Annotated in this window: 11 protein-coding genes; 1 reads left to right on the forward strand and 10 read right to left on the reverse strand. The window is 63.3% G+C overall.

Annotated elements, in window-relative coordinates:
• Positions 1–81: 81 nt before the first annotated feature.
• Positions 82–507, reverse strand: coding sequence for a GNAT family N-acetyltransferase (locus CQW31_RS01180; RefSeq protein ID WP_313364956.1), 426 nt, complete (start codon positions 505–507; stop codon positions 82–84).
• Positions 508–936: 429 nt separating this feature from the next.
• Here CQW31_RS01180 and CQW31_RS01185 point away from each other — a divergent pair, with 429 nt between their 5' ends.
• On the forward strand, positions 937–1,314 hold the full coding sequence (locus CQW31_RS01185; protein ID WP_099813503.1) for a hypothetical protein: 378 nt from the start codon (positions 937–939) through the stop codon (positions 1,312–1,314).
• 257 nt (positions 1,315–1,571) lie between these two features.
• Here the strand turns inward: CQW31_RS01185 and cyoD are convergent, their stop codons facing one another.
• The 9 genes from cyoD to CQW31_RS01230 form a co-directional block, all read right to left on the reverse strand.
• A complete protein-coding gene (gene cyoD, locus CQW31_RS01190; RefSeq protein ID WP_054883828.1) occupies positions 1,572–1,910 on the reverse strand; it encodes a cytochrome o ubiquinol oxidase subunit IV in 339 nt (112 codons plus the stop codon).
• Positions 1,907–2,521, reverse strand: coding sequence for a cytochrome o ubiquinol oxidase subunit III (cyoC, locus tag CQW31_RS01195; RefSeq protein ID WP_099813504.1), 615 nt, complete (start codon positions 2,519–2,521; stop codon positions 1,907–1,909). The genes cyoD and cyoC overlap by 4 nt, the downstream gene beginning before the upstream one ends.
• Positions 2,522–2,524: 3 nt before the next feature.
• Positions 2,525–4,498, reverse strand: coding sequence for a cytochrome o ubiquinol oxidase subunit I (cyoB, locus tag CQW31_RS01200; RefSeq protein WP_054883826.1), 1,974 nt, complete (start codon positions 4,496–4,498; stop codon positions 2,525–2,527).
• Between the two features lie 5 nt (positions 4,499–4,503).
• On the reverse strand, positions 4,504–5,421 hold the full coding sequence (gene cyoA, locus CQW31_RS01205; protein ID WP_099813700.1) for a ubiquinol oxidase subunit II: 918 nt from the start codon (positions 5,419–5,421) through the stop codon (positions 4,504–4,506).
• A 234-nt stretch (positions 5,422–5,655) separates the two neighbouring features.
• Entirely contained in the window at positions 5,656–6,981 is a 1,326-nt protein-coding gene (locus CQW31_RS01210) for an MFS transporter (RefSeq protein WP_054883824.1), read from the reverse strand.
• A gap of 162 nt (positions 6,982–7,143) precedes the next feature.
• A complete protein-coding gene (locus CQW31_RS01215) occupies positions 7,144–8,814 on the reverse strand; it encodes an FAD-dependent oxidoreductase (RefSeq protein ID WP_099813505.1) in 1,671 nt (556 codons plus the stop codon).
• Between the two features lie 33 nt (positions 8,815–8,847).
• Positions 8,848–9,168, reverse strand: a complete 321-nt coding sequence (locus CQW31_RS01220) for an NIPSNAP family protein (protein ID WP_099813506.1) — start codon at positions 9,166–9,168, stop codon at positions 8,848–8,850.
• Complete coding sequence (locus tag CQW31_RS01225) at positions 9,153–10,880, reverse strand: FAD-dependent oxidoreductase (protein ID WP_099813507.1); 1,728 nt, start codon at positions 10,878–10,880, stop codon at positions 9,153–9,155. The genes CQW31_RS01220 and CQW31_RS01225 overlap by 16 nt, the downstream gene beginning before the upstream one ends.
• 4 nt (positions 10,881–10,884) lie before the next feature.
• Complete coding sequence (locus CQW31_RS01230; protein ID WP_099813508.1) at positions 10,885–11,694, reverse strand: shikimate dehydrogenase; 810 nt, start codon at positions 11,692–11,694, stop codon at positions 10,885–10,887.
• Between the last annotated feature and the right edge of the window lie 82 nt (positions 11,695–11,776).

Here is an 11,776-nt window from a genome sequence, read left to right on the forward strand (position 1 = left end):
AGGGTCGTTAGCAGCCGCCCGTGACCTAACCGGGTGGACTTTCGTCATCAATGCCGTGCGTCCGCAAAGGCTCGAAAGTGATCACCGCACAGCAATGGATTTGGCCATTTCCGCCGTTCCAGCCCAGCCGGCTTGCTCGTACACCGGCTTGCCCGTCTCGGTGGCGTGCAGCACAGCGAACGTGATGCCTCGGCGAGCGAACTCATGCTCAGCCGCTTGCATCAATGACGAAGCCAGGCCCCGGCGGCGGTAGGCCGGCTGGACGTACACATTCAGCACATAGCCACGCTTGTCCAGGGTTGGGTGCGAGGGATGGGGAGGCCAATCGATGCTCATCAGGCCAATCGCGGCCACCACGTGTTCGCCATCCAGGAGTTTGAACCCGTAATACCGACCGTCTCGCAGCCGCTCCTCCAGCCATGGGCGAAAATGCTCAGTCATGACGCGCAGATCTTCAGCAATGCCACCCGCTTCAAGGAACATCTGCTCGCGATGCGAGCAGATCATTTCGGCGTCAGAGGGCCCGACAGGGCGGCACGCCAGACCGTGAAACGCTGCACATCCGTGTAATCCCATCATTGTTTCCCCAGCGTCAGTAGCATCCACTCATGAAGATGCAGCCTATTTCACTCCCTAAACCCTCGCAACTTCTCCAGGAACGACGACGATAACTTCCTTTTGGTCTTGACACTTGGGAAGGACGGCGCTCCCGTGCCGAAGGGAGGATGTTCATCACCCCGTTGGTTAGCGACAGCACGATGGCCAGAATCTGCAGGCTCATTCCTGTACGTCGGTATTTCAGGGAGCAGCCCACCTGTTTCATGACATATGAGTCATCATGCTCGACGGCCGGGGTACTGCGCAGCTTGAGTTCGACCTGGGTCGGGCTTGTAGGCAATCGGTTGTAATCAGCTATCGAACCAGGACTGAAATGCCATGAATCCATATCTACAAGAAGTCATCGACCTGCACGTGTTGATCGAGGCGCTCTTCGCCAGGGGAGAGGGCCAGGTCGAAGCCATGGTCGAGCGCTTCACGGCGGATTTCTCCATGATCACGCCGACTGGCTTGCAGGTGTGCCTGCAGGATGTCGCCAACCTGTTCGCCACGCGTGCTGGTAGCCAGCCGGGGTTGATCATCGAGCTCTCTGGGTTGGAAACCTTGGCGCAATGGCCGGAGGGTGCAATGGTCCACTATCAAGAGTCCCATCGGCTGCCCGGCCAGGACGCGACGACACGGCGCTCGACGGCGCTGTTCAGCCTCCAGGGAGACCGCGTGCTGTGGCGCCATCTCCATGAAACCTGGGCAGCCTGATTTGCCGCTTGAGCCTTAGGCAGACACGAATCATCCGTCCGTCGGGGCTTTGCAAACAGGAAAAAACCCTCGACGAAGGCGTCCGTCAAAACAGCTGTAGAGTTCGTTCGACTCTCCACGTCAGGTCTTCGGTCCGCCCAGTGCGGGCCATTTTTTATGACGTCAGAGACCCACAGTCTGGCGGCCGCGGCTTCTTCAAGGCCTGGTGCCGTGTCAACTTTTACCGTCCGGCGAACTGGCCACAGGCCGGCCAGGTTTCACAAACCAAGCATGTTGTAGTGCACGTAGTACATGATCCACAGCGACAACCCCACCAGCAGCACGATGATCACTATGGTGAAAACAAGCGCCACCAGGCTCCAGCGCTGCTCGCGTGCGGTGGTCAGGTGCAGAAAGAACACCATGTGCACCAGAATCTGCATCACCGCGCAGGCCAGCACCAGCAGGAACGTGGCGCTGCGCGACAAGCTGGGATACATGGCCAGCCCGAAGGGAACGAGCGTCAGCAATGCGGCCAGCACAAAGCCGACGTTGTAGGACTTGTGGCTGGACTGGCTGGCCCCTGCGCTGCTATGAACCTGGCTTTCGCTGCTCATCGGATCACCCCGAACAAGTAAACGACGGTAAACACGCATACCCACACAATGTCGAGGAAGTGCCAGAACAGGCTCAGGCAGCTCAGCCGTGTGGACATGACGCAGCACAGGCCGCGCTGCTGTACCTGAATCATCAGCAGGGCCATCCACACCAGACCTGTCAGCACGTGCAGGCCGTGGGTGCCGACCAGGGTGAAGAAGCCAGTGAGGAACGCGCTGCGCTGTGGCCCGTAGCCCTCGGCGATCAGGTGATGGAACTCGTTCACCTCCATGGCGATGAAGCCCAGGCCAAGCGTGAAGGTCACACCCAGCCACTGCAACACGCGGCGTTTGTCCTTGCGATGATTGGCGAGCATGGCATAGCCGTAGGTGACGCTGCTGAACAGCAGCAGGCTGGTTTCACCGAGTACGTAGGGCAATTCGAAGATGTCTGCCGCACCCGGGCCGCCTGCCACAGACTGGCCCAGCACGGCGTAGGTGGCGAACAGCGTGGCGAACAGGATGCAGTCGGTCAGCAGGTAGATCCAGAAGCCAAACAGGCTCAGGGAACCCGCATCCTCGTAACCTTGCTCTTGCTGATGGGCGGTTTCGTTCAGGACGATATGCGACATGGATCAGGCCTCCGCCATCAGTTGGCGCCGTTCGGTTTCCACGCGTTCGACTTCCTCGGCTGTCACGTAGTACTCGGTATGCTGGTCGTAGCTGCGCACGATCAATGCCGCCACCGTGGCCAGCAGGCTGGCGATCACCAGCCACCAGATGTGCCAGACCAAGGCGAAGCCCAGCACCGCGCTCAACGCGCCGATCACCACGCCCAGGCTGGTGTTGCAGGGCATGTGAATCTTGCGGAAATCCGCCTCGATCAGCGTCTTGACCCCGCGTTCCTTCATGCCCCAATAGGCATCGATGCCGTGTACTACCGGTTGCTCGGCGAAGTTGTAGAACGGCGGCGGTGACGCAGTGGCCCATTCCAGCGTGCGCCCGTCCCAGGGGTCGCCGGTGTGGTCGCGGTTTTCGTGGCGCTTGCGGATGCTCACAACCAGCTGCGTCAGCTGGCAGGCCACGCCGCAGAGGATGATCAGTACGCCGACCATCTCCAGCAGCAGGAACGGCCGCCACTCCGGCACGTTGAAATGGTTCAGGCGCCGGGTCATGCCCATGAAGCCGAGGAAGTACGACGGCATGAAAGCGAAATAGAACCCCACCAGCCAGCACCAGAACGCAGCGCGCCCCAACGGGTCGTAGAGCTTGAAGCCGAACGCCTTGGGGAACCAGTAGGTCAGCCCGCACATGTAGCCGAATACTGCGCCGCCGATGATCACGTTATGAAAGTGCGCGATCAGGAACAGGCTGTTGTGCAACAGGAAGTCGGCGCCTGGCACAGCCAGCAGCACACCGGTCATGCCACCGATGCTGAAGGTGACGATGAAGCCGACGGTCCACAGCATCGGTGTCTCGAAACGCACTCGCCCGCGGTACATGGTGAACAGCCAGGTGAAGATCTTCACCCCCGTGGGTACAGCGATGATCATCGTCATGATGCCGAAGAATGCGTTCACGTTCGGCCCGGCGCCCATGGTGAAGAAGTGGTGCACCCAGACGATGAACGACAGCACGGTGATGACGATCGTCGCCCATACCAGCGAGTAATAGCCGAACAGCCGCTTGCGCGAGAAGGTCGAGGCGACTTCCGAGAAAATGCCAAACGCCGGCAGAATCAGGATGTACACCTCAGGGTGGCCCCAGGCCCAGATGAGGTTGATGTACATCATCGGGTTGCCACCCAGCTCGTTGGTGAAAAAATGCATCCCCAGGTAGCGATCGAGGCTGAGCATGAACAAGGTGGCGGTCAGGATGGGGAATGCCGCCAGAATCAGGATCGAGGTGCACAGCACCGTCCAGGTGAACACCGGCATGCGGAACAGCGTCATGCCCGTGGTACGCATCTTGAGGATGGTGACCAGGAAATTGAGCCCCGTCAGCAAGGTGCCTATCCCCGATATCTGCAATGACCAGATGTAGTAGTCAACGCCCACTCCGGGGCTGTAGGCGATGCCGGACAAAGGCGGATAGGCGACCCAGCCGGTGCGGGCGAACTCACCAATGCCCAGTGAGAGGTTGACCAGCACCGCGCCGGAAACGAACAGCCAGAAGCTCACCGCGTTCAGGAACGGGTAGGCCACGTCGCGCGCGCCGATCTGCAACGGCACCACAATGTTCATCAGGCCGACCACGAACGGCATGGCCATGAAGAAGATCATGATCACGCCGTGGGCGGTGAAGATCTGGTCATAGTGCTCTGGCGGCAGATAGCCGGGCGAACCGTCCGAGGCCATGGCCTGCTGGGTACGCATCATCAACGCGTCGGCGAAACCGCGCAGCAGCATCACCAGGGCGACGACGATGTACATCACGCCGATGCGCTTGTGGTCGACCGAGGTAAACCACTCCTTCCACAGGTACGTCCATTTGCGCTTGTAGGTGATGGCTGCGACACCGCCGAAGCCGATCAGCCCGACCACCGCAAGGGTATACATGATGATGGGCTCGCCGAGGGGGATGGCATCCCAGGTCAGTTTTCCGAACATGTGCCTCACTCCTTGCTGCCTTGCGGCGATTGACCCTGAGGGGCGCCCAGGCGCTCCTCGACCTCGCGGGACCGGTTGACACCCTGGTACTTGTCGATCAGCGACTGGAACAGCCCGGCATCGACCGCAGCGTAATGCTCTACCGGGTGAGCGACGCTGGGTTTGGCCAGCTGCGCATAGCGGCTCTGATCGAGCTGGCGTTGCGAGCTGCGCACCTTGGCCACCCAGGCATCGAAACCGGCCTGGTCGAGTGCAAGGGCATTGAAGTGCATGTCGGAGAAGCCGGGGCCGTTGTAGTTGGCGGCGATACCGGTGTAGCGCCCCGGCGCGTTGGCAATCAGGTGGAGCTGGGTCTGCATGCCGGCCATCGCGTAGATCTGCCCACCCAGTGCAGGGATGAAGAACGAGGTAATGGCGCCATCGGAGGTCACCCGGAAATCCACGGGTGTGTCCACCGGCATAGCCAGCTCGTTGACCGTGGCGATACCCAGTTCGGGGTAGACGAACAGCCACTTCCAGTCCGTGGCGATGACCTGCACCTTGACCGGCGCCTTGGCGGCATCGAGTGGGCGGTAAGGGTCGAGCGCGTGGGTCGAGCGCCAGGTCACGACCCCGAGTACGATGATGATGATCAGCGGCACGCCCCAGACCACGGCCTCGATTGCGCGCGAGTGGCTCCACTCGGGCGTATAGCGGGCCTTTTCGTTGGAGGCGCGGTAATGCACCGAAAACACCAACGCCATGATCATGACCGGGACGACCACCACCAGCATCAACAGCGTGGCCAGGATGATCAGGTTGCGTTGTTCCAGCCCGACCTGGCCCTTTGGGTTGAACAACACCATGTCGCAGCCCGAAAGCTGTAGCGCGATGATGCCCAGCATCAACAGCCCGAATAGTCGTGCGGCTTTGGAAGTTCCCATTACCATGCGCCCGGTCCTGTAATTGTTGCTGAATATGTTGTTGTGCTGGTTTAGAAGGAGGACCCGCGCATGAAGGTTGTATGTAAATCATGTGATCACGACGAACGGCGGTCTGATGCCGCTTGCCTGGTTCAGGGCTGGGTACCGGTTCGCCCGGGTTCGAGACCTGCGCAAACCGGGCAGGCATGAAAAAGGAGCCTGCCAAGGCCCCTTCGAGGTCAGTGCAACCCGCGCTTATCGGGCTTCGATCTTGCGCGGTGCCATGAAGTACATCCAGGTCAGCGCCAGGAAGTACATGGCCGGGATCATGGTGAACAGCACGGCATAGTTATTGTTCGTCGCCATCAGCACACTGCCGACGATCTGCGTCATGAACATCCCGCCAATCGCTGCGCACATGCTGGCGAAGCCGAACACCGTGCTGATCAGGTGCTTGGGTGTGTAGTCCATCACCAGGCTCCAGATGTTGGCGGTCCAGGCCTGGTGCGCGCCGACTGCCAGGGCGATGGCCAGCACCGCGATCCACAGGCCGCTGGCATGGGCGGCGAAGGTCACGCTGACCATGGTGCAGGCGAAGATCAGCATCGACACCAGGCGTGCCGTGGTGGCGCGCACGCCGCGGCCGATCAGCCACGAGGAAAGGATGCCGCCGCCGATGCTGCCGAAGTCCGCGGTCAGCCAGATCAACATCAGTGGGATGCCCATCTGAGTGACGCTGATGCCCAGGCTGTACTGCTGGTTGAGAAACGGTGGCAGCCAGTACAGGTAGAACCAGAACACCGGCGCGGTGATCGCATAAGCCACGGCGAAGGCCCAGGTGCCACGCATGCCGAGGATACGGCTGAAGGGCAAACGCGCTGCTTGCGGCTCACCGTCTTGCAGGATGTAGTCGAGTTCGCTCTGGCGTACATGCGGGTGCTCTTCCGGGTTGAAGTACTTCAGGCCCCAGAACACCAGCCAGACCAAGCCCAGGCAGCCCATGGCGATGAACGCGGCCTGCCAGCCCCACACGCTGAGGATCAGTGGCAGCAGGGCCGGGGTGACCATGGCGCCGACGTTGGTGCCGGCGTTGAACAGCCCGGTGGCGATGGCGCGTTCGCCGGCAGGGAACCACAGGCGCACGGTCTTCACGCAGGCCGGGTAGTTGGCCGCTTCGGTCAGGCCGAGGATGAAGCGGCAGACCATGAAACCGGCCGCCGAGGTGGCCAGGCCATGGGCCCCGGTGGCCAGGCTCCACAGCAGCACGGCGGCAAAGAAGGCACGCTTGACGCCGACCTTGTCGATCAGCCGGCCCTGCAGCACGAAGCCGACGGCATAGCCGACCTGGAACCAGAAATTGATGTTGGCATAGTCCATCGCCGTCCAGCTCATGGCCTTGGCCAGTTCCGGCTGCATGATGCCGAGCGCGGCGCGGTCGATGTAGTTCAAGGTGGTAGCGAAGAATACCAGGGCGAGCATGCCCCAACGGGTCTTGCCGACGGCGAAGGCACCACGGATCTTGTTGCCGATGCCGGCGCAGGGCAGTTGTGGGCTGGCGGTTGTGAGCTTGGAGTGATTCATATCCGGGTCATTTCTTGAAATTGTAATGGACGGCTTTTTCTCGAACGTGACCTGGCCCCAGGCAGGGGGTACACGCAAGGCCGGTGCATGGTGAGCAGTGAATCGGCGAGCGTCAATTCAGGGGAGGGGGCTATTGTTCGATAACCGAACAATAGCGCCTGTTCACGGGCAGCTCAGCGCCTTGCCCGCCAAGTAGCCGAAGGTCATGCCCGGCCCCAAGGTGATACCGCCACTAGGATAATGCCCGGCCATCACGCTGTGCATGTCGTTGCCGACCGCGAACAGGCCGGGTATCGGCTGTTGCGTATGATCGAGCACGCGTGCCGAGGCATCGGTGCACAGGCCGACAAAGGTGCCGAGGCTGCCAGGCAGCAGTTTCACCGCATGAAAAGGCCCGTACAGCAAGGGGCGCAGCGAAGGGTTTGGCCCATGCAGCGGTTCGCCCTGGGCTTTGTTGTAGGCCGATGCGCCGCGCTGGAAGGCCGGGTCTTCGCCGAGCGCGGCGTGCCGATTGAAGTCGGCCACGGTGCGCTGCAGTTGCCTGGCATCGATGCCGCAGCGCTGCGCCAGTTCTGCCAGGGACTGGCCGCTGAACAGGTAGCCGCGGCGCCGATAGAAGCCGGTCGGGAAAGGGAACGGCTTGGCCCAGCCGATACCGTAGCGTCGCTGTGCGGCATGGTCGCAGATCAGCCAGGCTTCGTGCGCTTCGCCCGGTGGCGTGGCGGCGAACAGTGCAGTCATGAAATCGTGGTAGCAGTCCGCTTCGTTGACGAAACGTCGGCCGTCGCGGCGCACGGCGATGAAGCCAGGCTTGGCGCGGTCGATCAGGTGCGGAAAGTGGCCAACGCTGCCGTCACGGCGCGGCACCCGGGAAACCGGTGCCCAGGCGCCTGCCTGCACCAGCGTGCCGAGCTGGGCCCCGGCCTGTTCGCCGAGGTTCAGGCCATCGCCGCTGTTCTCTGGCGGCGCCGCCGAGTGGTGCTGTGTGCCATCGGGGGCGTGGGGCATCAGCTGGGCGATGCGTTGGCGATCATGGGCAAATCCGCCACAGGCCAGGACCACGCCACGGCGTGCCCGGACCACCCGGCCATCGGCGAACTGCGCGCCGTCGATGCGCCCATCGCCGAGCAAGCGGACGGCCGCTTTGTCGGTGAGCACAGTCACGCCAAGGTCCAGGGCACTGCGCAACAGGCGTGCAACCAGGGCGTTGCCGTTGACCAGTTGCAGGCCGCGCCGATGCAGCAGCAGGTCGCGGCCATGGCGCAACAGGCGCTTGGCAACGTGCCAGGCCGCTTGCGGCGAGCGGCGGGCATTGAAGAAGGCTGCCATGTCGGCACCCCCGGCGATGCCCATGCCCGCCAGGCTGACGATGTCCAGCGGCGGGCGCAGCGTGTGCAGCCATGGGCCAAGCAACCGACCGTCGAACGGCAACGCGCACAGCGAGCGCCCGCCGCTCGCGCTGCCATCGCCTGCATGCATGTCGGGCATCTTGCTGCCGGACTGGAACTGTACGGCAGTGTGCTGCTGGAAGAACGCCACCATTTCCGGGCCATGGCGCAGGAAGGCTTGCTGGCGAGGGTCCAGTTCGGTGACGTGGGTCTGGGCACGCAGGTAGCGTTCCGGGGCGTCGTCGCCTTCGACGATACCTTCGGCAACCGCCAGCGGGTTGCGTGGAATCCACAGCCAGCCCCCCGACCAGGCGCTGGTGCCGCCAAGCTGGCTGGCCTTTTCCGCGACAATCACCCGCAGGCCGTGATGCGCGGCGGTAACGGCGGCCGCCAGGCCAGAGGCACCGGAGCCGATCACTAGTACGTCACATTTGAGGGGTTGCATGCTGGGGGGCCGCTCAGGTTATGAAGGGGTCAGTCATTGCAGCGGTGAAAAGCCGGTAGGGCGCAGAAGTCGCGAGTGCAGTTGCAGCACCGCGCCCAGCTCCCGATTGCGCCGCGAGAACTCTGCCCAGCGCGGGTCGGCGGCCATGGCGGCACGGCGCGCCATGCGCTCGTCGAGGCTGGCATAGGCCCACAGGTGCACCACCTGGTTGACCTCGCCGAACTCGCTGGTGAAGAAGCCCACCAGGTTGCCCAGGTGCTCGCGCTGCACCGCCAGCGCATGGCTCCGGTACAGCGCCAGCCAGTCGGCCATCTTCAGCGGGTCGAGGGTGTAGGTTCTCAGTTCGTAGAACATGCGGGTTTCTCCTGGTGGCTGGCTGGCGCCTGCAGGCGCTCGACGATATGGCTGGCAGCGATCCAGCCGAAGGTCAGGGCGGGGCCCAGGGTGATCCCGGGGCCGGGGTAGGTGCCGTTCATCACTGAATTCATGTCGTTGCCCACTGCATACAGCCCGGCAATCGGTGCGCCGCTGCGGTTCAGTACGTTGGCATTGGCGTCGGTCACCAGGCCGCGCGCCGAGCCGAGGTCGCCGGTATGGAGGCGAATGGCGTAGTACGGCGCCTTGGTCAGCGGAGCCAGGCACGGGTTGGGCTGGTGCCGAGGGTCGCCCATATAGCGGTTGTAGCTGTTGCCGCCTTTGCCGAATGCACGGTCGATGCCGTTGCGGGCGTCGGCATTGAAGTGCTCAAGCGTCTGCTGCAACGCTTGCGTATCGACGCTGATGGCCGCAGCCAGGGCGGGCACGCTGTCGGCGCGCAGCAGGTAGCCGGCGGCAATCAGTGCCGAATTGTCCACCGGCTTAGGCCGCGCCAGGCCCAGGCCGTAACGGTTCATCGCCTCGGCGTCGCAGATCAGCCAGCAATGGCCGATGCCGTTGGCGAACATGCTCTGCACGAAGTGGTGATAGGAGTTGGCTTCGTTGACGAAGCGCCGCCCGACCGGGTCGACCGCGATCACCCCAGGCTTGGCACGGTCGGTGACCAAGTGCGCAAAGCGCTCGCGTTGCCCATTGGCATGCTGCAGCTCGGACACCGGCGCCCAGAAGAAATTGGCCGCCAGGCCTGCGCCCTGGGCTGCCGATACCGCCTCGCCAAGGCGTAGCGCGGCGCCGTCGTTGGTGGGCGGCGACATGCTCAGGTGTGGCGCTGAGGTATCCGGGCGGTCAGCTGCCGCCAGCTGCCCGGCAGCAAAGCCCCCCATGGCACAGACCACCCCACCGCGGGCCTGCACCCGTATCCGTCGGCCCTCGCGCTGCACGATCACGCCGGTTACCACGCCGCGTTCGACGATCAGCGCTTGTGCTTCGCTGCGCAGCCAAAGTGTTGTGCCGTCGGCGAAGGCACTGTTGGCCAGGCGGGCGATCAGGGCGTTGCCGGTGGTCAGGCGGGTGCCCCGCGGGTGCTTGAGGCGATCCCGTGCGTAGCGTGCCATCAGCTTCAGGCAGTGCCACAGCGAGGCGGGCGAGCGGCGCAGGTTGAGAAAGTGCTGGATGTCGACGCGGTTGACCATCATGCCACCGAACAACAGCATGCCCGGCGGCGGCATTTTCAGGTCCTTGAAACGCGGACCGAGATGGCGTCCGTCGTACTCGACCATTTCCAGGGCGCGGCCGAACTCGGTGGCGCCAGGCGCGTCGGGGTAGTAGTCGGGCGAATGCGGGCGCAGGCTGTAACGCAGTTCGGTGTGCTGCTCCAGCCAGCGCAGGGCTTGCTGGCCGCGGTCAATGAAGACGTCCACCAGTGCCGGGTTGTAACCATCGCCGATGATGGCCTTCAGGTAGGTGCGCAGGGCCTCGGGGGAATCCTTGGCCCCGGCGGCCCGTGCCTGATCGCTGCCGTAGATCCACACCGCACCTCCGGAGATTGCCGAGGTGCCGCCGAAGTGCTCGGCCTTTTCCACCACCAGTACCTTCAGCCCGTGGCGGGCAGCCGTGGCGGCCGTGGCGAACCCTCCGGCACCGCTGCCGAGCACCACCAGGTCGAACACGGCTTGTTCGCTAGCGTTCATGGTTTCAGATCTCCATCGGGGTGACGCCCATGAAGGCGCCGAGGTGGCCCAGTTGGGCGAAGGCCATCTGCGCGCCGGTCTGGATCGGGCAGCCGCGTTCACGCGCCTTGTGCAGCAGCGGGGTAATTTCTGGTGAAGTGACCACGTCGGCCACCAGCGTGCTGGCTTGCAGGGTCTCCAGCAGTGCCACCGGCAGCGGCCGTTCGCCGCTGTCGCCCATGCCGATGGGGGAGGCGTTGACGACCAGGTCGAAGACCTCCAGCGAGTGGTATTCAGTGGCGACTGCCAGTGCCGGGAAGGCATTGCCGAGCACTTCTCCCAGCGCACCGACGCGTTCCGCGCAGGGGTCGCTGAGGGTGATCTGGCCAAGGCCCGCTTCACCCAGCGCGTAGGCAATGGCACTGCCGACCCCGCCACAGCCCACCACCAGCGCACGCTTGCCGTTGGCCACAAAGCCTTGTTGGCGGGCGGCGCCGAGGAAACCCGCGCCATCGACGTTGTCGCCAACCAGGCGGCCATCACCTTCGCGGCGAATCACGTTGACCGAACCCAGTGCCTGGGCACGTGCGCTGAGCCTGTCCAGTCGCGCGGCCAGGGCTTGCTTGTACGGCACGGTGACCACGCAGCCGCGCAAGTTGCGCCAACTGCGCAAGGTGTCGACAAAGGCGTCCAGCGCGGTTGGCTGCAGGTCGATGGGAAGCATCGCCAGGTCGCGGGCATTGTTGGCGAACCAGGTATTGAAGTTTTCCGGCGACTTCACCTGAGCAATAGGCGAACCGACGATGGCGACCAGTTCGGTTGAACCTCGGATCATGCTGACCTCCGTCATGACTGTTGTTGTGGAGGCAAGCTTGTAGTGAGGCGATTTGAACAACAATGCGCTTATCGGGCATTTG

It is taken from the genome of Pseudomonas sp. 382 (genome assembly GCF_002759075.1).
GTDB lineage: Bacteria > Pseudomonadota > Gammaproteobacteria > Pseudomonadales > Pseudomonadaceae > Aquipseudomonas > Aquipseudomonas vlassakiae.

What these genes read in the sequence shown, in the direction of transcription:
- CQW31_RS01180 (WP_313364956.1), bottom strand. Translation starts at nt 507, where the DNA reads ATGATCTGCTCGCATCGCGAGCAGATGTTCCTTGAAGCGGGTGGCATT.
- CQW31_RS01185 (WP_099813503.1), top strand. Translation starts at nt 937, where the DNA reads ATGAATCCATATCTACAAGAAGTCATCGACCTGCACGTGTTGATCGAG.
- cyoD (WP_054883828.1), bottom strand. Translation starts at nt 1,910, where the DNA reads ATGAGCAGCGAAAGCCAGGTTCATAGCAGCGCAGGGGCCAGCCAGTCC.
- cyoC (WP_099813504.1), bottom strand. Translation starts at nt 2,521, where the DNA reads ATGTCGCATATCGTCCTGAACGAAACCGCCCATCAGCAAGAGCAAGGT.
- cyoB (WP_054883826.1), bottom strand. Translation starts at nt 4,498, where the DNA reads ATGTTCGGAAAACTGACCTGGGATGCCATCCCCCTCGGCGAGCCCATC.
- cyoA (WP_099813700.1), bottom strand. Translation starts at nt 5,421, where the DNA reads ATGGGAACTTCCAAAGCCGCACGACTATTCGGGCTGTTGATGCTGGGC.
- CQW31_RS01210 (WP_054883824.1), bottom strand. Translation starts at nt 6,981, where the DNA reads ATGAATCACTCCAAGCTCACAACCGCCAGCCCACAACTGCCCTGCGCC.
- CQW31_RS01215 (WP_099813505.1), bottom strand. Translation starts at nt 8,814, where the DNA reads ATGCAACCCCTCAAATGTGACGTACTAGTGATCGGCTCCGGTGCCTCT.
- CQW31_RS01220 (WP_099813506.1), bottom strand. Translation starts at nt 9,168, where the DNA reads ATGTTCTACGAACTGAGAACCTACACCCTCGACCCGCTGAAGATGGCC.
- CQW31_RS01225 (WP_099813507.1), bottom strand. Translation starts at nt 10,880, where the DNA reads ATGAACGCTAGCGAACAAGCCGTGTTCGACCTGGTGGTGCTCGGCAGC.
- CQW31_RS01230 (WP_099813508.1), bottom strand. Translation starts at nt 11,694, where the DNA reads ATGATCCGAGGTTCAACCGAACTGGTCGCCATCGTCGGTTCGCCTATT.